Source organism: Micromonospora sp. CB01531 (assembly GCF_001905095.1).
In the GTDB taxonomy this organism is placed as follows: domain Bacteria; phylum Actinomycetota; class Actinomycetes; order Mycobacteriales; family Micromonosporaceae; genus Micromonospora.
In genome coordinates this window covers 1-20072 of sequence record NZ_LWLS01000116.1, presented here as the reverse complement: position 1 = coordinate 20072, position 20072 = coordinate 1, and the positions used below count along the sequence as shown (strand labels likewise).

15 protein-coding genes and 2 pseudogenes are annotated in these 20072 nt (G+C 72.6%); 11 read left to right on the top strand and 6 right to left on the bottom strand.

From position 1 onward, the window contains the following. Positions 1-41 precede the first annotated feature (41 nt). From A6A27_RS34910 to A6A27_RS34890, 5 genes are all read left to right on the top strand, one after another. The gene (locus A6A27_RS34910; RefSeq protein ID WP_073838925.1) at positions 42-959 is read left to right on the top strand and encodes a helix-turn-helix transcriptional regulator; all 918 of its coding nucleotides are present in this window, start codon (positions 42-44) and stop codon (positions 957-959) included. A 177-nt stretch (positions 960-1136) separates the two neighbouring features. Beyond that, a complete protein-coding gene (locus tag A6A27_RS34905) occupies positions 1137-2453 on the top strand; it encodes a vanadium-dependent haloperoxidase (protein ID WP_198940584.1) in 1317 nt (438 codons plus the stop codon). Positions 2454-2804: 351 nt separating this feature from the next. Further along, positions 2805-5111: an immune inhibitor A domain-containing protein gene (locus tag A6A27_RS34900; RefSeq protein ID WP_073838924.1), complete on the top strand. Its 2307-nt coding sequence runs from the start codon at positions 2805-2807 to the stop codon at positions 5109-5111. Positions 5112-5387: 276 nt separating this feature from the next. Continuing rightward, positions 5388-7829, top strand: coding sequence for an immune inhibitor A domain-containing protein (locus tag A6A27_RS34895; protein ID WP_073838923.1), 2442 nt, complete (start codon positions 5388-5390; stop codon positions 7827-7829). A 166-nt stretch (positions 7830-7995) separates the two neighbouring features. After that, positions 7996-8928, top strand: coding sequence for an alpha/beta fold hydrolase (locus A6A27_RS34890; protein WP_073839178.1), 933 nt, complete (start codon positions 7996-7998; stop codon positions 8926-8928). Position 8929: 1 nt separating this feature from the next. On the opposite strand, the gene A6A27_RS34885 is transcribed toward A6A27_RS34890, so the two are convergent. Beyond that, complete coding sequence (locus tag A6A27_RS34885; protein WP_073838922.1) at positions 8930-9295, bottom strand: hypothetical protein; 366 nt, start codon at positions 9293-9295, stop codon at positions 8930-8932. Then, positions 9292-12111: an SseB family protein gene (locus A6A27_RS34880; RefSeq protein WP_073839177.1), complete on the bottom strand. Its 2820-nt coding sequence runs from the start codon at positions 12109-12111 to the stop codon at positions 9292-9294. The genes A6A27_RS34885 and A6A27_RS34880 overlap by 4 nt, the downstream gene beginning before the upstream one ends. A 152-nt stretch (positions 12112-12263) precedes the next feature. Here A6A27_RS34880 and mycP point away from each other — a divergent pair, with 152 nt between their 5' ends. Next, a complete protein-coding gene (gene mycP, locus A6A27_RS34875) occupies positions 12264-13598 on the top strand; it encodes a type VII secretion-associated serine protease mycosin (protein ID WP_083673115.1) in 1335 nt (444 codons plus the stop codon). A 122-nt stretch (positions 13599-13720) separates the two neighbouring features. Here mycP and A6A27_RS34870 read toward each other — a convergent pair whose 3' ends face one another. Beyond that, positions 13721-14014, bottom strand: a complete 294-nt coding sequence (locus A6A27_RS34870) for a WXG100 family type VII secretion target (protein ID WP_073838921.1) — start codon at positions 14012-14014, stop codon at positions 13721-13723. Between the two features lie 18 nt (positions 14015-14032). Next, on the bottom strand, positions 14033-14350 hold the full coding sequence (locus A6A27_RS34865; RefSeq protein ID WP_073839175.1) for a WXG100 family type VII secretion target: 318 nt from the start codon (positions 14348-14350) through the stop codon (positions 14033-14035). A gap of 260 nt (positions 14351-14610) precedes the next feature. Here A6A27_RS34865 and eccE point away from each other — a divergent pair. From eccE to rarD, 4 genes and pseudogenes are all read left to right on the top strand, one after another. Further along, positions 14611-16413 (top strand): annotated as a pseudogene (gene eccE, locus A6A27_RS47840) (type VII secretion protein EccE). A gap of 65 nt (positions 16414-16478) precedes the next feature. Continuing rightward, complete coding sequence (locus tag A6A27_RS34855) at positions 16479-16865, top strand: phage holin family protein (RefSeq protein ID WP_073838920.1); 387 nt, start codon at positions 16479-16481, stop codon at positions 16863-16865. Positions 16866-16958: 93 nt separating this feature from the next. Then, complete coding sequence (locus tag A6A27_RS34850) at positions 16959-17447, top strand: GNAT family N-acetyltransferase (protein WP_073838919.1); 489 nt, start codon at positions 16959-16961, stop codon at positions 17445-17447. Continuing rightward, positions 17444-18370 carry an EamA family transporter RarD gene (rarD, locus tag A6A27_RS34845; protein WP_073838918.1) on the top strand — a complete coding sequence of 309 codons (927 nt, stop codon included), beginning with the start codon at positions 17444-17446 and terminating at the stop codon, positions 18368-18370. Before A6A27_RS34850 ends, rarD begins: the two co-directional genes overlap by 4 nt. A gap of 7 nt (positions 18371-18377) precedes the next feature. Here rarD and A6A27_RS34840 read toward each other — a convergent pair whose 3' ends face one another. Then, on the bottom strand, positions 18378-19064 hold the full coding sequence (locus A6A27_RS34840; protein WP_073838917.1) for an anti-sigma factor family protein: 687 nt from the start codon (positions 19062-19064) through the stop codon (positions 18378-18380). Then, positions 19061-19555, bottom strand: coding sequence for a sigma-70 family RNA polymerase sigma factor (locus A6A27_RS34835; RefSeq protein WP_241825615.1), 495 nt, complete (start codon positions 19553-19555; stop codon positions 19061-19063). The genes A6A27_RS34840 and A6A27_RS34835 overlap by 4 nt, the downstream gene beginning before the upstream one ends. Positions 19556-19794: 239 nt before the next feature. Here A6A27_RS34835 and A6A27_RS34830 point away from each other — a divergent pair. Further along, positions 19795-20072 (top strand): annotated as a pseudogene (locus A6A27_RS34830) (phosphatase); the annotation flags it as partial.

Below are 20072 nucleotides of genomic sequence, written 5' to 3'. Positions count from 1 at the left end.
GCGACGCCGCCACCGGCGGCCGCGGGGGACGGGGGACGAGGATGTTTGCTGGGCTGCTCTCCGATGATGCGCGTCAGCTGTACGAGGCTCTGCTGGCGGACGCCTCGGCACCGTTCGTCCCACCGGAGGCACCGGAGACACCGGCGCTCGCCGAACTGCTCCGGCACGCACTGGTGTTCCAGACCCCGGCCGGGAGCCTGCGCGCGGTGTCGCCGGCCGCGGCACTGCGTCGGCTGTTGTTGGCCCGGCAGCGGGAGCTGGCCGACGCGAACCGGGAGCTGGCCGACCGGTACGCCGAGCTGGAGCGGCTGGAACGAGAGCCGCCCCGGGCCGCCTGGGGCACCGGCACCCAGCTGGAACTGCTGAGCGGCAGCGACGAGCTCGCCGCCCGGCTCCACGAACTGGTGACCACGGCCCGGCATCACTGCCACCACCTGCGCACACACCGGCCGGGCGACGATCCGCACGGCTGGCCCGCGCCGGCGCCGGAGGCCGGCGTCCGGTTTCGGGCAATCCACACTCCCGAGACAGTGGCGCAGTCGACCGGGCCGGCGGCCGGGCAGGACCGGACGGGCAGCGTCCGCCTCCTGCCCGGGCTACCGGTGCAACTGACCATCGCGGATCGGGTGGCGCTCGTCGGCATCCCATCGACGGATGGTGGCGCGCTGCTGGTCCGGGTCCCGGCCCTCGTCGACGCGCTGCTGGACTGGTTCGAGCTGTTGTGGCGGCGGGCGGTGCCACTGGACCCTCCGGCGTCCGCGGCTGCCGGTGGCCCCAGCAGCGCGCAGCTCCAGGTGCTCCGGCTCGCCGCCGCCGGTTTCAAGGACGAAGCCATTGCGCGCAGCCTCGGCCGAAGCACCCGCTGGGTTCGACGTCAGATGGAATCGCTGGAGGAGCGGCTGGGGGCCACCAACCGCCTCACCCTCGGCATCGCGGCAGCCCGGAGCGGACTGGTCTGACCGCTGCCGCAGTTTGCACAGTGCAGCTTGCGGCCAGGCTGGCCGCTTTGCCCTCCCGGCCCGGCCGCCCGGCCGCCACAGTGGAGCCACTTCGGCCCAGGGCACCGCCTCCACGCCGGAGCAGGGAGCGACCGACATGGGAGGGCCGGGTTGAAGACGCTGTCCAGAATTCGGAAATTGGGGATCGCCGCGCTCGCCGCGCTCACGCTGACCGTCCCGGTGGCCGCCGCGCCGGCTCCGGCGGTCGCGGCGCCCACCAGCTTCGACCACATCCTCTTCTGGAACGACGTGCTGCTGAAGGCGTACCGGCAGACGGGGGGCCCGCCGACCGGGCTGGCCCGGGCCGGCGCGATGCTGCACATCGCGCTCTACGACACCTATACCGCGCTCAGCCCGATCGGTACGCCGTATCTCGGCGGCAACGTGAACCGGGAGCCGGGGGCAAGCTACGACCTCAAGGCCAACCTGGACGTCGCCGCCTACAACCTGTTGCAGCTGGCGCTCTTCCCGAGCCTGGACTTCTCGGCGGACTACCAGCGGGCGCGGCTGGACGTGCCGCTCGGCGAGCCCGGTCCGGGCGGCTGGAGCACCAGCATCGCCGAGTCGGTGGTCGACCAGATGCGGGCGAACCGAACGAACGATGGGTCGACCGACAACACCCCCTACACGCCGGAGCTGGTACCGGGCCAGTGGCGGCCGACCGACGGGGCCGACGCCGCCTCGCCGAACTGGGGTCTGGTGAAGCCGTTCGCGCTCACCTCCGGCTCGCAGTTCCGTCCGGGGCCGCCCGGCGGCTACAACACCCCGGCCAGCCTGCTGGCCAGTCCCGAGTACGCGGCGCAGGTCGCCGATGTGCAGTCCCTGGGCGCGGCGAACTCGACCACCCGCACGGCAGAGCAGACCACGATCGCCTACTTCTGGGCCAATGACCTGGACGGCACCTACAAGCCGCCCGGCCAGCTGTTCAAGCTGACCCAGACCGTCGCCAAGCAGCGCGGCCTGAGCCAGGGCGCGAACGCGAAGCTCTTCGCCCTGGTCGGCATGGCGATGGCGGACGCCGCGATCACCGCCTGGGACGCGAAGTACCAGACCGCCATCGACCTGTGGCGACCGGTCACCGCGATCCGCGAGGCCGGCACGGACGGCAACGCGGCGACGACCGAGGACCGGAACTGGCAACCGCTCTCCAACAAGGCCGGGGTGCCCTTTTCGCCGAACTTCCCGGCGTACGTCTCCGGCCACGCCACCTTCGGCGGGGCGTGGGCCGGCATCATGAAGCGCTACTTCGGCACCGACAACGTCACCTACACCGCGACGACCGAGGACCCGCACGCGATGGGCGTCACCCGCACCTTCAGCACCTTCACCGCCGCTGCGGTGGAGAACGCCCGCAGCCGGATCTACCTCGGCGTCCACTACCAGTGGGACGGGGACAACGGCGTGGCGGCCGGTGACGCGGTCGCCGGCCACGTGTACGCCAACTATCTACGCTAACCCGACACGGGCGGGGCCCGTCCGGAGCTGTTGCTCCGGACAGGCCCCGCTCTCGTTACACGGGGGCAGATTCTTTCCAGCCGCCGCGTGACATTTCGGTGGATGCCAGCGCTCCTTTTCGGGGACCTCGTAATCACGCTCACGCAGCGTGATCGTGCCCAAAACGTAATGCGAATCGCAGTCAGATCCTTGCACCTTTTGATCCGGATTTGCCCGAGAAAGGTGGGCACCCACGACGGTGATTGACCCGTGACAACGATGCGGACCTCTGCCAAGGTGGTGACGCACTACATGACAGTGATGGTTTTGGCTGCCCCTGTCATGTAACAGATCCACAAAGGAGGAGGACCTTTGAGGAGACGAGTCACAGCAGGCCTGGCCTCGGCCGCGGCCGCGCTGCTGGCAGCCGGTGTCGTCACGGCGCCGGCGTCCGCCGCCCCGGCGGCGGAGCCCACCCCCGGCGTCGACAAGGTGAAGCAGGGCAAGGACAACCTCCCGGATCCGAAGGCGGATCAGCACCGGGAGGTCCGGAAGCAGGCCATCGCCGACCTGCTGACGGGCAAGGCCAAGCTTCAGACGCGCAACGGCTCGAAGGTCATCCAGGTAAAGGACGACCTGTTCGTCGAGTACCAGCAGGCGCCGAAGATCGACCCCATCTTCACGATGCTGGTCAACTTCGGCGACAAGACCGACCCGCGTACCGGGGGCACCCCCGGCCCGGTGGTCAACCAGATCCCAGAGCCGGACCGCAACTGGGACGGCAGCTCGACCGACAACAACAGCACCCTGTGGCGCCCGGACTTCCACCGGGAGCACTACACGGACATGTTCTACGGTTCGGGCGAGTCGATGCGGGACTTCTACCTGCAGCAGTCCGGCGGTCGGTACACGGTCGGCGGCGACGTCAGCGACTGGATCTCCGTGCCGTACAACGAGGCGCGGTACGGCAGCAACAAGATCTCCGACGCCGACGGCTCCTGGAACTTCGTCAAGGACAGCGCCACGTCCTGGTATGACGCCCAGGTCAAGGCCGGCAAGACGCCGCAGCAGATCAAGGACTACCTGGCCCAGTTCGACGTCTGGGACCGGTACGACTACGACGGCGACGGCAACTTCAACGAGCCCGACGGCTACATCGACCACTTCCAGGCGGTGCACGCCGGCGAGGGCGAGGAGGCCGGCGGCGGCGCCCAGGGCGAGGACGCCATCTGGTCGCACCGCTGGGCCGCGTTCCCCAACCTTGAGGGCAAGGCTGGCCCGGCCGGCAACCTGGCCGGTGGTGTCCAGATCGGCAACTCCGGCTTCTGGATCCGGGACTACACCACGGAGCCGGAGAACGGCGGCCTGGGCGTGTTCGCCCACGAGTACGGCCACGACCTCGGCCTGCCGGACCTGTACGACACCGCGGGCGGCGACAACGGCGTCGGCTTCTGGAGCCTGATGGCGTCGGGTTCGTGGCTGAGCCACGGCACCGACGACATCGGTTCGACCCCGGGCTACATGGACCCGTGGTCGAAGCTCTACCTGGGCTGGCTGAACCACTCGACCGTCGACTACGGCAAGGGCACCACCCAGGTGACCCTGGGCCCGGCGGGCGACAGCGACGGGCCGAAGGCCCAGGCCGTCGTGGTCAACCTGCCCTCGACCACCCAGACCACGAACTACAACACGCCGTTCGGCGGGTCGTACGAGTGGTGGGGCGGCAGCGCGGACGACCTGAACACCACGCTGACTCGCACCCTGGACCTGACCGGCTCGACCTCCGCGTCGATCACCGCGAAGGCCCAGTGGGACATCGAGGAGGACTACGACTACCTCTACGCCGAGGTGTCCACCGACGGTGGCGCCACCTGGCACGCCCTGAGCAACTCGCTCATCGACCAGGGTGAGACCGGGGTCGACGGCTCCACCAGCGGCGCGTGGGTCGACCTGACCTACGACCTGTCGGCGTACGCCGGCCAGACCGTGACGTTCCGCTACCGCTACGCCACCGACGGCGGCGTGCACCTGGCGGGTCCGTTCCTGGACAACATCGCGCTGACCAAGAACGGCACCGTCGCGTGGACCGACGACGCGGAGACCCTGGCCGCCGAGTGGACGGCCAAGGGCTGGACCCGGATGGGCGGCTCCGTGACCGACACCTACCCGCGCTTCTACATCGCCGAGAACCGGACCTACTTCGGTTACGACGACGCGCTGCGCACCGGTGGGTACAACTTCGGCTGGGCCAACAGCCGGCCGGACTTCGTGGAGCGGTTCTCGAACCACCCCGGCATGCTGGTGTGGTACGTGAACTACGCGTACGGCGACAACAACACGTCGCAGCACCCGGGCTACGGCCTCAACCTCCCGGTCGACGTCCGTTCGCAGAAGATCAACATCGGCGGCCAGGGCACGATCACCAACCGGCGCGGTGGCTACGACGCGACGTTCAGCCTCTACGCCAAGCCGGCCCAGACCTTCCACAAGAACGGCGTGGCGGTCACGGTCCCGGCGCTCGAGCCGCACCCGATCTTCGACGACAGCGGTATCGGGACGTACTGGAACTCGGGCAACGCGTGGAACTCGGTGAAGGTCGCCGGCACCGGCACCAAGATCGAGATCCTGCAGCAGGGCACCACCCCGACCAGCGACATGGTCGTCAAGGTCACCAACTGATCGGGTAGCACCAACGGAGGGGCCGGTGGCGGCGACGCCACCGGCCCCTTTCGCGTACCCGGACGCTCGCCCTGCTCGATCTGTCCGATCGACCGATGCGGATGTGACGGTGAAGAGCCGTCCCGTCAAGCAGTTGCTACAAATCGACGTGCCTGTCTTCCCACCCGTCACGGGAGTGTCTATCTTCACCAGTGGTCCCACTAGTGGGACGTCTCACCGGCCCGACCCCGTGGGCCGGTTCCCTCACACCGGAGGTACCACGTGCGCAAAGTCGCAGTGGGTCTACTCGGGCTTTCGCTGACAGCGACGGGACTGGTGGCGGGCACGGCCGCCAGCGCCGCGCCGCAGCCGAAGTTGCCGGCCACCGCTTCGTCGGTGGCCGAGCCCGTGCAGGCTGAGCATGATCTGCCGGACAAGTTCGAAGAGAAGCGCCGCGCGCTTCGTCAGGAGGGCCTCAGCGAGGTCCTGTCCGGCAAGACCACGCCGCAGAAGATCAACGGCAGCACCGTCGTCAAGGTCGGCGAGACCGCCGGCGGCGCGGCGACGGCGGCCGGCGCCCGGAGCGCGGCCCCGGGCAAGGGCGGCAAGAAGAACCAGTACGTCGAGTTGGCCCGGGAGCGGACCGACAAGATCTTCGTGATCCTGGCCGAGTTCGGCGACGAGCGGGACCCGGCCTACCCGGACAAGGACATGAACCCGGACATCCCGGGTCCGACCCGGTTCGACGGGCCGCGGCACAACGAGATCCCGGCACCGAACCGTGCGGTCGACAACTCCACCGTCTGGCAGGCCAACTACAGCCCGGAGCACTTCCGCCAGCTGTACTTCGGCACGAAGCCGGGCGACGAGTCGCTCAAGCAGTACTACGAGGCCCAGTCGTCCGGGCGGTACACCGTGGACGGCATGGTCACCGACTGGGTGAAGGTCAAGTACAACGCCGCGCGGTACGGCCGCTCGGACGACCCGATCGCGGACGACGACGTCGAGAACCCTGCCAACGACCCGGCGGTCTGCGACAGCAACGTCTGCCAGAACACCTGGGACCTGATCCGGGACGCCGCCAACCAGTGGGTCGCCGACCAGAAGGCCAAGGGGCGCACCGACGCCCAGATCAAGGCCGACATGCAGTCGTTCGACCAGTGGGACCGGTACGACTACGACGGCGACGGCAACTTCAACGAGCCGGACGGCTACATCGACCACTTCCAGATCGTTCACTCTGGCGGCGACCAGGCGGACGGCGACCCGCACCAGGGCGAGGACGCGATCTGGAGCCACCGCTGGGCGGCATACAACACCTCGCAGACCGGTCCGGCGAACTTCCCGATCGGCGGCACCGAGATCGGCGACACCGGCGTCTGGATCCGCGACTACACCATTCAGCCGGAGAACGGTGGCCGCAGCGTCTTCTACCACGAGTACGGCCACGACCTCGGCCTGCCGGACGACTACAACGTCCTGAACGGCGGCGACAACAACAACGAGCACTGGACCCTGATGGCCCAGAGCCGGCTCGGCGACAAGAACGACCGCGGCATCGGCGAGCGCGGTGGCGACCTGGGCGCGTGGAACAAGCTCCAGCTCGGTTGGCTCGACTACGAGGTGGTCAAGGCCGGCCAGAAGCGCACCCTGGAACTCGGGCCGCAGGAGTACAACTCCAAGAAGCCCCAGGCCGCGGTCGTGGTGCTTCCGCCACGGACGTACACCTTCAACAACGGCAAGCCGTTCGACGGTGCCAAGCAGTACTTCTCGGGTAACGACGACGACCTGGACAACACCATGACCAGGACGATCGACCTCACCGGGAAGTCGACGGCCGCCCTGTCGATGAAGGGCCGCTACTCCATCGAGTCCGGCTTCGACTACCTCTTCTTCGAGGCGTCGACCGACGGCGGCAAGACCTGGTCGGCGCTGCCCGGCACGGTCAACGGCAAGGCACTCCCGCCCGTCTCGGGCAGCGACCCCCGTCCTGCCCTCAGCGGCAGCAGCGGCGGCAAGTGGGTGGACATCAACATCCCGCTGGACGCGGCGGCCGGCAAGGTGGCCCAGTTCCGGTTCCACTACGTCACGGACGGCGGGCTTTCCGCGGGCGGCTTCTTCGGTGACGCGATCACCGTGACCACAGACGGGCAGACCCTGCTCAGCGACGGCGCCGAGAACGGCACCGGGGACTGGGCGCTCAAGGGCTGGAGCATCGCCGAGGAGACCTACACCCGGGACTTCGCCAACTACTACATCGCCGGCAATCGGTCGTACGTCTCGTACGACAAGTACCTGAAGACCGGCCCGTACTACTTCGGCTACCTGAACAGCCGGCCCGACTGGGTGGACCACTACGCGTACCAGCAGGGTCTGCTGATCTCCTACTGGAACCTCCGGTGGGCCGACAACGACACCTTCGCCCACCCGGGTGAGGGTCGGAACATGATCATCGACGCGCACCCGCGGCCGATCTACAACCTGACCGGCAACCCCTGGCGGGCCCGGGTCCAGGTCTACGACGCGCCGTTCAGTCTGAAGAAGGCGGACTCGTTCACGCTGCACATCAACAGCCAGCCGCAGTACATCCGTGGCCAAGACGCGCAGCCGCTGTTCGACGACACCAAGCAGTACTGGTTCCCGGAGCTGCCGAACCACGGCGTCAAGCTCCCGGCCACCGGCACCAAGATCAAGGTTCTGAAGCAGAACGGCACCTCGATCAAGGTCCAGTTCTCCTGAGCCGCTGATCACCGCACGACGCGATGCCCGGGCAGGCCACCTGCCCGGGCATCGCCCGTTGATCCGTCGGCAGCGACGCAGGTCGCCCCGGGACGGCGGCGGCCGTGCGGAGCGCCGGCCCGACGGCGCGCGGCGGCCGCACGCGCGCAGCGCCTACGCTGGGCACATGACCGACCAGCGCGGCGGACCTGTCGACGAGTCCTGCGTCCTCCCCGACGGGCCGTGGGCGCACCGGTTCGTCGGCGCCAACGGCAGCCGCTTCCACGTCGTCGAGGCCGGCACCGGCCCGATGGTGCTCTTCCTGCACGGGTTCCCCGAGTACTGGTACGCCTGGAAGGACCTGCTGCCGGCGGTCGCGGACGCGGGATTCCGGGCCGTCGCGGTCGACCTGCGCGGGTACGGCGCGAGCGACAAGCCACCGCGGGGGTACGACGGCTACACCCTCGCCGCCGACGTCGCCGGGCTGATCCGGGCGCTCGGCGAGCGGTCGGCGACCCTGGTCGGCTCCGGGGCCGGCGGCCTCATCGGGTGGACCGCCGCCTCGTTCCACCCCAGCCTGGTCCGGCGGCTGGTGGTGCTCGGGGCGCCGCACCCGCTCCGGCTGCGGGCCGCCATCTTCGCGGACCCGCGCGGCCAGTTCACCGCCTCCACGCCCACGCTGAAGTTCCAGCTACCCCGCTACGAGCACGTGCTGACCCGGGACGACGCCGCCGAGGTGGAGGCGATCCTGCGCCGCTGGGGCGGACCCCGCTGGGTCGAAGGCCCGGACTTCGCGGCGTACGCCCGGTGCTGCCGGGAGGCGATGCAGATTCCGCAGGCCGCCTTCTGCGCCATGGAGGGCTACCGGTGGGCGTTCCGTTCGGTGCTGCGGCTGCACGGCTACCGGTTCGTCAAACTGATGCAGAAACCGCTGGTCACGCCGACCCTGCAGCTGCACGGCGCGCTGGACCAGGCGTCCCTGCCACGTACCGCCCAGGGTTCCGGCCGCTACGTCATCGCGCCGTACGAGTGGCGGCTGCTCGACGGGGTCGGCCACTTCCCGCACGCGGAGGCCCACGACGTGGTGCTCGGCGAGATCCTGCGCTGGACGAAATCCTGACTCAGACCCGCTTCTCGCGCCGGTCGGAGACCTCGTGCGCCGGCGCCCAGCCCTGGTAGACGCCGAACTCGAACGCCTCCAGACCCATCGCGCGGGCCACCGGCCAGCGGCCGCCGGTGTACTCCACCCGCAGCCAGCCCTCGTGCTCGGCCAGCACGATGAACGGCTGCCCCTGCCACGTGCAGGTGGTCCGCACGTACGCCAGGTCGTCGACCTCGGCGACCGGCAACACCCGGACGTGGCGGCCGGGGCGTACCTCCTCGAAGCCCTCGCCCGGTTCGGGCTGGTAGAGGCGGACGTCGTCGCCGTCCGGGCTGGCCTGGTACTCCCGGCCCCGCCAGCGGGCCACGTAGCCGTCGCGGCTCACGACTCGTCACCGGCCGGGCGCCAGCGCAGCGCGTCGGTGTCGAGCACCGCCACCATCCGTTCGCTCCCGTCCGCGCCGATCCGCCACAGCTGCGCGCCGTGCGGCAGCCGGGCACTGTCCACCTTGAACTCGGCCACCACGTCGCTGCTCTCACCCGGTGCGAAGCCGTTGCCGCGGAACGGGGGCCGCTCGATCACCCAGCCCTCCATCGCCCGCATGGCGGCCTCGTTCTGTCCGCCGTACGGGATGCGGTAGAGGCTGGGCCGGTACGCCGGCCAGCGCAGCACGTAGATCTCCTCGGCGTCGCGGGCGAACGGCGAGTCGGGATGGCCGAGGCCGAGCGCGTCGTACAGCCCGGCCGGGGTGCTCAGGTGGGCCAGCTCGCCGGCCCGGTGCACGAAGCCGGACACCCGGTCGTAGCCACGCTCCAGGTAGTACGCGAGCTGGCTCGGGGCGACCGCCTTCTGCATGGTGACCGGCCGGCTCGGGTCCACCGGGGGCACCGCGGGTCGGGCCGGGGCCGCCGGCTCCGGCGCGGGCGGCTCCGGCTCGCCCTCCGGGTCGTCGCCGAGGCCCACCTCGGCGGCCCAGTTGGCCAACGCCAGGACCTGCTCGCCGGGGTACTTCGCGCCGACCGGGGTGCCCGGGTTCACCGCGAACGACCAGTTCTCGTCCGGCCAGCGCCGGATGAGCTGGACGAACTTGACGCGTACCGTCTCGACCGGTCCGTCGACCCGGTCCGCGAGCCGCTCCGGCGAGGTGTAGACCACCACGTACGTCTCGCCGTCGAGCTCCTCGGTCCGCCAGACGAACGCGGAATCGCCGGGTCGGGCGCCCGGCGCGGAGTCGGCCGCGACCGGCAGCAGCACCCGGGCCAGCAGGAGGGTGGAGAGGAAACCGTCGGTGCTGCCGCTACCCACGGCGCCGACGAGTTCCTCCTCCACCTCGTTGGCGGGCACGAAGTTGGCCGGCACGGGTGCCGGGGGTGGTGGACCGGCGGGGGCGTCCGTGCCCGCGGTCTCCCGGGTGCGGTCGCTCGTCGGCACGGTCGGGGCGGCCACCTCGTCCGGTGCCGTCGGTACGCTCACCCGCGCCGTAGGCTCCTCCGCCATCCTGGGCGGCTCGGCCGGCGATGCGGCACGCTGCTCCGGCGGGCCGGCGGGCTGGAACAGCGACCCGGTGCCCGGTTCCGGGGAGGCGCTCCGGCCGAACAGCGGCACGGTCTGCTCGGCGGACGACGCGACCGGCTCGAAGAGCGACGCGGTCCGGTCGTCGATCCCGGCCTGATCGATCCGCTCGGCGGCGGGGGCGGCGGCGGCCCGGTCGGCCGGGAACGCCGGCGGGACGGCCTCCCCGGCGGCGGGCGGCGGGGGCGGGTCGACCGTGATCGGCACGGTGGGATCGGCGGGACCGGCCCAGGGCGCGGGTGCGTCGTCGCCGTCGGCCCGGTACGCCGTCGGCACCGTCGCGGTCGCCATCGCGGAGGCGGCGGCAGGGACGGTCGGTACGGCGTACGGCTCCGACACCACCGGCGGTGGACCGGCGGCCGGGGCCGCCCCCGGCTCCTCCGGCGCGGTCAGGTCCCGGGCCTCGATGACGGTGCCCTCGATGACGATCGGCGAGAAGCCCCGGCGGGGCGCGGGCGGGCCGGAAACCGGTTCGGCGATCGACGGAGGCAGCTCTTCCGCGTCCGCTGGCCCGGAGAGGGTCCGGTCAGCGGCGCCGCCCGGGTGGGCGCGAGCGGGAATCGGCTGGGTCGCTTCCTCCGCACCCGGCCCGGGGCGGGGATGCCGGCGGGGCAGCGCCTGGGCGGCCTCCTCGGCGGCGATCGGGGCGGCCGGCCGGGACGGTCGGGGCGGCTCCGCCGGACGGATCGCCTGGGTGGCCTCGGCGGCGTCCAACCGGAACGCCTGGGTGGGGTCCGCCGGCACCGGTTCGCTCAGCGGGCGGCGACGCGGGAACGGCTGGCTGCCGCTGGCGAACCGGGACGGCGGCACGGCCCGTGGCACCGCATCCGGCGGCGGGCGGCGGGACGCCCGGCCCGAGGCGGGCTCGAAGAACGACCGGGCGGGCTGCGGTGGGGCGGCCTCGCCGGACCGGCCGGGACGGGCGAGCGGACCCTGCTCGTCGGGGCGCCGATGCCGGTCGGTGAGCCAACCGGACCGGCCGTCGGCGCCAGGCTCGGCGGCGGACCGATCGCCGACGCGGGCGGAGCCGGCGGTCGACCCGCCGGGCCACCCGTCGCGAGCCGGCCGGTCGTCCTCGGCCGACCGGCCGAGCGGCGTCGGGGGGCTCGGGGCGCGGTGGCCGTTCGCCGGATCCGGCTGGCGGGCGGCCGGCGGGCCGGGCGGTTCGGGCGAGCCCGCGGCCCGGACCCGGGTGGCCTCCACCCGATCCAGTCGGGCGCGGGCGCCCATGGTCCGGCCCGGCAGCCGGACGTCGCCCCGCGCGAGCTGGGCGACGAACCAGGCCGGCAGGTAGCCCTCGATGGGCAGGCCAGGGTTGACCGCCAGCCACCACTCGTGGTTGGGCCAGGCAGCGGCCAGATCGGCGTACCGGACGCGGCGGGTGGCACCGGGGTTCTCACCCAGGCAGGCCCGCAACGCGGTGGCGGAGGTGAAGGCGAGGACGTGGGTCCGGCCACCGGTGGTCCAGGTGCCCCAACCCAGCTGGGCCTGCCCCGCCAGCCCCTCGGCGGCGACCGGCAGCAGCAGGTCGACCCGGGTCAGGATGCGGAAGTAGAGCTGCTGGTCCTGGGCCCGCAACGCGTCCCGCATCGCCACCTCGGCCTCGGCGGCCGGCTCCCATCCGGTCACGGCCACCTCTCCTCCCGCGAACAGGCCATAGGCATCGCCTACAACCTACAAGGTGGTAACAAGATCACAATGGCTGGCCGTCGGCGGTCCGCCGGACCACGAGCGAGGCGCTAACATCCCGTTCCGGAGCCGACACGATACGGAGGCGGTCGATGTCCCGGCCCGTCACGCGCCCGCCCCTGGCCGCCCTTGCGGCCCTTCTCGCCGCCGTGCCGCCGGCCGTCTTCGGCACCGCGCCACCACCCGCCTCCGCGGCTGCGCCGCCGGCCTTTTCCGCCACCGCACCGCTACCCGCCGTCGCCGCCGCCGCACCGACCGTTCCCGTCACCGCGCGGCGACCCGCGTTCGCCGCCGGGCCCGTGGCGCGCGCGCCACAGGGCTGCGCCACGCCGCCCGCGCCGGCCCGCCCGGTGGCCGACCAGCCGTGGCCGCAACAGCGGTACGCGCCGGACCGCTTCGAGCCGCTCGCGACCGGCGCCGGGGTGCTCGTCGCGGTGGTCGACTCTGGAGTGGACCGGACCCACCCGCAGCTCGCCGGACGGGTGCTCGCCGGCACCGACTTTTTGGACCCCGGCGGCGACGGCAGGCGGGACTGCGCCGGGCACGGCACCGGCGTGGCGAGCATCATTGCCGCGGCGCCCCGCCCGGGCGTGGCGTTCCGGGGACTCGCGCCGGGCGCGCGCATCCTGCCGGTACGGGTCAGCGAACAGCAGGTCGTCGAGGGTCGGGAGTCGGGGCGTACGGTCGGCGGGGCCGAGTTCGCCCGGGCCATCCGCTGGGCGGTCGACCACGACGCCGACGTGCTTAACCTCTCCGTCGTGCTGTACGCGGACCATCCCGCCGTCCGCTCCGCGATCGCCTACGCGGTGCGCCGCGACGTCGTCGTGGTGGCCGCCGCCGGCAACCTGCACGAGGGCGGCGACCCGCGGCCGTACCCGGCCGCGTACGACGGGGTGCTCGGGGTGGGCGCGATCGGGGCGGACGGAAGCCAGGCGCCCTTCTCCCAGACCGGCCCGTACGTGGACCTCGTCGCACCCGGCGGTGACGTGCTGATGGCGGCGCCCGGTCAGGGGCACCACCGGGCGGAGGGAACCAGCTACGCCACGCCGTTCGTGGCCGCGACGGCGGCACTGCTGCGGCAGTACCGCCCGGAACTGAGCGCGGTGGACGTGGCCCGGCGGCTGGTGGCGACCGCCGACCCGGCCCCGGGGCGCGGAGACGGCTACGGTGCTGGGGTGCTCAACCCGTACCGGGCGGTCACCGAGTCACCCGGGCCGGTGGCGGCCCGCCCGGCTCGGGGCGCGGCGCTGGCGGTCGACCGGCCGGACCCGGCCGCGGCGGCACAGCGGGCCCGCCGGGCGACGGCCCGACAGCGGGCGCTGCTGGTGGCCGGCGCGATCGGAGCGGCGGCGACGGCAGTGGTGTTGCTCGCCGTGGTGGTGCCCCGGGGCGCCCGGCGCCGCTGGCGCCCCGCCGACCCGAGCTGACCCACCCGGTCGCCGCACGCCAGCCGCCAAGACCCGCACAACTTCAGGGAAGCTGCGACCGGCTGAGCACGGGCACACCATCCGGGAGGTTGTGCGGATCTTGGCGGCGCGGACGGCGACGACTACTGGAACAGGTTGACGTTCCGCTTCTCGGTGTCGAGGTAGTCGGTCGCGGATTCCTCCACCGCCAGCTTGATGTCGCGCAGCATGGCCTGGAGATCCTGCGAGGCGGCCCGCCACCGCGCCTGCCGCTGCTCGTACGCCTGGCGGGCCTCACCGGTCCAGCTCGCCACCAGCGGCGCGGCATCCCGTTCGAGCTGGCCGAGCTGGCTGTCGAGGGTGTTCAGCGCCTTCTGGATGTCCCCGCTCGCCTGCTGCAACGCGGCGAAGTTGACGACCAGCACACCGTGATCCATGAGATCGGTCCTTCCTCGTCAGAGCGGCAGCTGGATGCCGCGGTGGGTGCCGGCCACCCGACCGGCGGCCTCGGTGTCGGAGACGTCGTACTGCTGGCCGGCGGTGCGGATCGCGATCGCGGTCTCCCGCAGGGCCCGCTGCAGCGCCGCCTGGTCCTGCGCCCACTGCTGCTTGACCTGCTCGAAGGAACGCCCACCGGCGCCCCGCCAGGCCTGCTGCAACACCTCCAGCTCGGCCATCAGGCCGCTCAGCATGGTCTGCAACGACTGGTCCACCTGCTCGAACGTCGCGGCGGTCTGCTGCATCACCGCGGCTTCTGCCTGGGTCTGGGACACCCCGAACGTCACCTCGTTTCCTCGGTCGTGGCTGGCCGCTGGAACGACCACCGTGGACTCGCCGGAGCGCGAGAGCCGGAGTGGTGGGGCGGGAGACGGCGCGCGCTCGGCGGAACTCGTCACAGACGGTAGCCGCCCGACTGCGGTTCTGCTACCCCGTCGGGCTCCCCTGTGAACAACGCTGCCCTTACGATGAGCCACGCCACCGTCACCCGGCGACCAGGCGGAGGGGAACCGTGAGCGCGAGGAGTGAGCCGAATCTGAGAGCCCCGCGAACCAGGCGGCCCGGTGACGGCGGCCTCCACCGGACGGCCGCGCCCGTGACCGCCAGTGCGGCACAGTGGACGGTGCCGGCCGTACGGGCCGGGCAGGTGGTGGCGGCACTGATCGCGGTGGCGGCGCTGGTCGCGGCCGTCGGCCGGGGGATGGCGGTGACCGCTGCCGCCCTGCTGCTGGCCACGCTGCTGCTCCCCGCCGCATGGGTGCGGTTCCGTGGCCGGCGGCTCTACGAGTGGCTGCTGGCGGGTCTGGGGCACCTGACCCGGCGGCGCGCCCTGCCGGCGGCGGCCGGTCCGGCGGCGCTGGTGGAGCTCGTCGCGCCCGGTACGACGGTACGCGCGACCGAACTGGCCTGCGGCCCGGCCGCCGTGCTGGACGACGCCGCCGGGGATGACCGCGCTGCTGGAGATCGGCGACCCCGGTGACCTGCTCGGCGACGGCCCGCAAGCCCTCCCCGCGCCGCTGTCCCTGCTGCCCCCATCGGCCCGGAGGGCCCGCCGGTCCGGATCCAGCTCCTGCTCGCCGCGTCACCCGCCCCGGCCCCGGCCGCCGGGGCCGGCACAGCCGGGACGTCGTACCGGCAGCTCACCGACGGGCGGCTGGCGGGCCGGACCCGGGCGGTGCTCGCCGTCCGGGTGCTGCGCGTCGACGGCTGGTCGGACGAGGAACTGCGGCGCACCCTGTCCGGCACGGTCCGCCGGATCGTCCGCCGCCTCGGCCCACTGACCGGCCGCCCGCTGGGCGGGCCGGCGGCGCTCCGGGTGGTCGCCGAACTGGCCCACCACGTCGGGGCGCCGGTCCGGGAAAGCTGGCCAACGGTGACGGCAGGCGGGCTGGCGCAGGCCACCTGGCGGCTGCGGCGCTGGCCGGACCCGCAAACCGACGCGGCCCGCGGCCTGGTGTCGCGGCTGCTGGCGCTGCCGGCCACGGCCACCACCGTGTCGCTCTGCGTCGGGCCGCGAACCGACTCCGCACCGGTGCCGGCGGGGCTAACCGTACGGCTGGCCGCCTGGAGCGCCGCGGAACTGTCGGCCGCCGAGCGGGCGCTGCGCCGGCTGGCCGGGGATCTCGGCGCGGACGTCCGGCGGCTCGACGGCGAGCACCTGGTCGGACTGGCCGCCACCCTGCCGTTCGGGGCGGCCCCGGCCAGCACCGCCCCGGCCCCGGCCGGCCTGGAACTCTCCCTCGGCGAGTCGGGACTGATGGTGGGCACCAACCGGCGCGGCGGGGCGGTGACGGTGCGCCTGTTCCGGCCCGGAGCGACCCGGCTGCTGCTGGTCGGCGGGGTACGCGCCGCACAGCTCATCGCGCTGCGCGCGCTGGCGCTGGGCGCCAGGGTGGTGGTGCAGACCGCCCACCCCCGGGTGTGGGAGCCGTTCGTGCGGGGCGTGGGCGGGGCGGTGCCGCTGATCCCGCCCAGACGGCCGGTGGGCGGCGCGCCGGGTTCGCCGTTGCAACCGTTGTTGCTGGTGGTCGACGCCGCGCCGGTGTCGCCCGAGGCCGGGCCGGAGGCGCCCTGGCGGTCCGTCCTGGTGGTCCGGGACGAACTCACCCCGGCGGACTCGGCGGCATTGGCCCGCGCCGACCTGGCGATCCTGCAACCGCTCGACCCGGCGGAGGCGGCGCTGGCCGGCACGGCCCTCGGCCTGGGCGGCTCGGCGGAGTGGCTGACCCGGATCCACGACGACATGGTCGCTGTGGTGAACCGACGGGCGTTGCGCTGGGCGCTGCTCTCGCCCACGCCGATCGAGTCGCAACTGGTCGGTCGTCCGGTATGCCGCTGAGCCGGCCGCGATTCGTCGATCTTCCCGGGTTCCCCAGGTGGACGGACCGTGGCACGATCCCGGCCATGGATTTTCTGAAGGGTCTTCTGATCCGGCTGGCCACCACGGCGGTCGCCTTCTGGCTGGCCGCGCTACTCATCCCGGGCATCACGCTGAACACCGAGTCGGTCACCGACAAGGTGATCACGCTGGTGCTGGTCGCGGCGATCTTCGGGGTGGTCAATGCCGTGCTCCAGCCGATCATCAAGACCGTCGGTTGCGGCTTCTACCTGCTGACCCTCGGCCTGATCGCGCTGGTGGTGAACGGCCTGCTCTTCCTGCTCACGAGCTGGATCGCCGGTCAGGCCGGGCTGCCCTTCCACGTGGACGGCTTCTGGCCGGCCGCGGTGCTGGGCGCGCTCTTCGTCGGCATCGTGACCTGGATCCTCGGCGCCATCCTCGACCGCGACTGATCCTCCGCACCCGTCGGTTCCCGCCCACCGGCCAGGCCAGTGGGCGGGAATTGGCTGGTGAGAGGCGGATGGACAGGGCCTAGCGTGGCAGGCGTGTTCGCCCTGACCCGCCCTGACGGCTACCACCTCAGCACCGATCCGACCCGGCTCGACCTCGACCGGGTGCACCACTGGCTCTCCACCGACGCGTACTGGGCGCTCGGGCGCGAGCGGGACACGGTCGAGCGGGCCTTCGCCGGCTCGCTCGGTTTCGGTGTCTACCGCCCCGGCGACGGGCAGCAGGTGGCCGTGGCCCGGGTGGTCACCGACCGGGCCACCTTCGCCTGGCTCTGCGACGTCTACGTGGACCCGGCCGAGCGCGGCCGGGGGCTGGGCACCTGGCTGGCCGGGGCGGTCCGCGACCACCTGACCGAGCTGGGCGTACGCCGGATCGTGCTGGCCACCGCGGACGCGCACGGGGTTTACGCGAAGATCGGCTTCGTCCCGGTCGAGCCCGACCTCTGGATGAAGTGGGCACCGCCGGTGAGCCAGGTCACCGGAAAGGACCAAGGCACGGCTTCACCACTTACGGTGGAGGCGTGAACCAGACCCGCCTCGGCTACCTGTTCGGCTTCGGCGCGTACCTGATCTGGGGCTTCTTCCCGATCTACCTGAAGCTGCTCCGGCCGGCTGGTCCGATGGAGATCCTCGCGCATCGGATCGTCTGGTCGGTGGTCTTCGTGGCCCTGCTGCTGGCCGCGCTGCGCAACATCGGCTTCCTGCGGGCGCTGGCCCGCCGGCCCCGGGCACTCGCCGGCATCGGCACCGCCGCCGCGCTGATCGCGGTCAACTGGGGCACCTTCATCTACGGGGTGAACTCCGACCGGGTGGTGGAGACCGCCCTCGGCTACTTCATCAACCCGCTGGTCATCGTGCTTATCGGGGTCTTCCTGCTGCGCGAGCGGCTGCGCCCGGCACAGTGGGTCGCGCTCGGGGTGGGCGGCCTCGCGGTGGCGGTGCTCACCGTCGACTACGGCCGGCTGCCCTACCTGGCGCTCGTCCTGGCCTTCAGCTTCGCCGGGTACGGCCTGGTCAAGAAGCGGCTGGCGCTGCCCGCCGCGGAGGGACTCTTCGTCGAGTCGGCGGTGCTGGCGCTGCCCGCGCTGGCGTACCTGGGCTGGCTGATCCACCGTGGCGCGGCGACGTTCGGGCACGTGTCGGCCGCGCACACCCTGCTGCTGGTGCTGGCCGGCGCGGCCACCGCGATCCCGCTGCTGCTCTTCGCCGGGGCGGCGAACCGGCTGCCGCTGTCCACCCTCGGCATGCTGCAGTACGTCGGCCCGATCCTCCAGCTCGGCTGCGGGGTGCTGATCTACCACGAGCCGATGCCGCCGGCCCGGCTGGCCGGCTTCGCCCTGGTCTGGCTCGCCCTGATCATCTTCACCACGGACGCCTACCACAACGCCCGCCGAACCCGGGCCGAGGCCCGCGCCGCCGCCACCCCGGTTCCGGCCGTGACCCGCTGACCGCTCCTCAGCGGAAGTCGTAGGCGAGGACGGGGGTGCCGTCGGCGCGCAGCAGTTCGAGGCGGACCAATTCGCCGTGGGTGAAGTGGGTGGCGCCGACCATGCGGAGGTCGTCCCCGGGAGCGGCCAGCCAGGTGGCAACCTGCTCCGTCGCGCCGTCCGGGCCGTGCGCCACCAGCCGGAAGGTGTACGCCTCCCGGTGACCCGTCCGCTGGTCGTACCCGCAGCGCAGGGTGACCTCGGTGCCCCACTTCTTGTCGGTCAGCCCGACCTCGGCGTGCAGCGGGACCGGGCCGGCGACCGGCCGCATCGCGGCGAGGGCCACCTGCGGCGCCGGCGGGGTGGCCGGGCGGACCAGGCTCACCCCGACGCCCGCCAGCACGGCCAGCACGGCCGCGGCGAGCCCGCTCAGCGCGTACCGCCGGCGCGCCCGGGACCGTTCGCGGCGCCGCTGTTCCCAGGCGGCGTCGAGCAGCGCGGGCAGTCGGGAGGTCTCCGACGCCGACGGCAGGAACTGCTCCAGCCCGGCCGGGTCGAGCCGCCCCAGCAGGCCGGGTAGCACCGCGATCTCGGCCACCGCCTCCCGGCAGGCCGCGCAGCCGGCCAGGTGCCGCTCGTAGGCGGCCCGCTCCGCGGGGGCGAGGGCCCCCAGTACGTACGCGCCGTCGTCGTACGCGAACTCGCAGCGGCTCATCGGGTCACCCCCATCTCGGCCAGGACCAACCGGAGTGAGCGCAGCGCGTAGTGCGTACGCGACTTGACCGTGCCCGGCGGCACGCCCAGCCGGGCGGCCGCCTCCGCCACCGACCGCCCCTGGTAGAAGCACTCCACCAGGACTTCACGATGAGTGGGGCTCAGCCGGTTCAGCGCTTCCGCCACGGTCCACGCCTCCACCGCGCGCTCGGTTTCGTCCGCCGTGTCAACCGGCTCGGGCAGCTCGTCGGTGTAGACCTCACCGACCCGGGTGGAGCGGCGCCGCCAAGCGTCGATGGCCAGGTTCCGGGCGGTGGTGAACAGCCAGGCGCGCACCGACCCCCGGGTTGGGTCCAGCGACTCCGGGTGCCGCCAGGCCCGCAGCAGCGTCTCCTGCACCAGGTCCTCGGCGCGCGACCGGTCGCCGTTCACCAGCCGGAGGGCGTGCGCGAAGAGCGCGTCGGCATGCTCGTCGTGCAAGGCGCGCAGCAGTTGGGCGTCGTGGTCGCTGATGGCGGTCTCCTCGCTCCCGTACGACGAGTCCGGTGGTGCGTTCATTCCTGGATACGTGTGGTGACGCCGTTCGGTTCAGCCGAGCTCACGCCGCAGGTGTTCACGAGTGGTTCACATTACGGCCGACACCCGCTCACCGCGCCCTGGCAGCGTCCGGCCGGTACGCGCGCGGATGATCCCGGGCGCGCCAGCCACGTCTTCCCAGGAGGCACCTTCCGATGAGCGACCGTCCCCGGCTGCTCCCGCTGCTGGGCGCCACCCGGCACGGCTCCCGTGATGCGATGACCTGTCTGTACCGCTGCGGCAACGCCTGCGACCACCCGGTACCGAACGCTTCCGACAACCCGTACTTCGGGGACCTGGTTGACGCCGAGGTGTCCCGGCGCGGCGTGGTCCGGGCCGGCGCCGTCGGCGCCCTGGTGCTCGGTTTCGGTGGCAGCGTCGCCGGTGCGCTGGCCGGCGCCGCCCCGGCCGCCGCCGCGCCGGCAGCGCCGGC